Here is a 972-nt window from a genome sequence, read left to right on the forward strand (position 1 = left end):
CTTTGCTCGGAGAGCCGGTACGTCGCCTCGATACCGAAGCGTTTCGCGTAGTGGTATCGGGCGTCGCGTGGTGAGTCGATGAACGGCGCGTCAGCGGCGTAGCCGTGACGCGCCACACCGTGCTCATCGTACCGTCCTTTCTGGTAGGCACAGTCGATGTAGACGGGAAACTCGACGGTCCAGCTGTGACCGTCGAGTTTCGCCGTCAGATCGTGCTGGATGACGCGGCTCCAGCCTTCCGAGAGTTCCTGCTTGATCGTCTGTCCCCAGCGGATGATCGGCATCACGTAGGCGTGGTTGTGCGCCTGAAGCAGCGTGAGACACTTGCTATCGTAGAATTCACGGTCAAGATAGACGGCCTTGACTTCAGCGTTAAGGCCGTCGAGAATCCCGAGAAACTCTGCAAGGACGCTGCTGGCGGTGTCACCGTCGGTGAGACGGCGCACCGCCAGCGTATAGCGCTTGTTCTGTACACGCGCGTAGAGTGTCGCATAGGCATGGAACGCGGTGGTTCCACGTTTCGCTTCTGAGTGATAGAGGCCGTCTGTGTCGTCTTCGTCACCGTAGTAGGGCCGCAGGTGGAGGTCTGCGCAGACCTCCACCTGCTCAGGAAGCACAGTGAGTACGTCCTTCTGGAGAAGCGTGTTCCCAACCTGTTCAACCGATTCGAGGGCGAATTTCCTGCGGAGATGGTACAGAACGGTGTTTTGGTGAGGAGAGTCTTCACTGTCCTCGCAGAGTGTAGAGACCAAGGTCCCGTCGGCGCACGCGCCGACGAGGACCTCATAGATGTCTTCAGCATCAATTTGAGCATTATCGCTCAGACCGAGAGAAACTTCCTCGTCAATCGTGTTGACGAGGAAGTTAAGGAGCTGGTCCTCGTGGATTGAACCGTCTGCTTGCTGCTGGTGTTTGGACACATCTTCAGCAAGCAGACGTCTCAACTAACCAGCTTTGTGAAGTACTGAATCT

Annotated in this window: 1 protein-coding gene; it reads right to left on the minus strand. The window is 57.0% G+C overall.

From position 1 onward, the window contains the following. The coding region (locus GWG54_RS20585) for an ISH3 family transposase (protein WP_167939490.1) at positions 1 to 920 on the minus strand (920 nt) is incomplete at its 3' end. Positions 921 to 972: the final 52 nt, after the last annotated feature.

The organism is Natronococcus sp. JC468 (genome assembly GCF_012163165.1).
Taxonomy (GTDB): domain Archaea; phylum Halobacteriota; class Halobacteria; order Halobacteriales; family Natrialbaceae; genus Natronococcus; species Natronococcus jeotgali.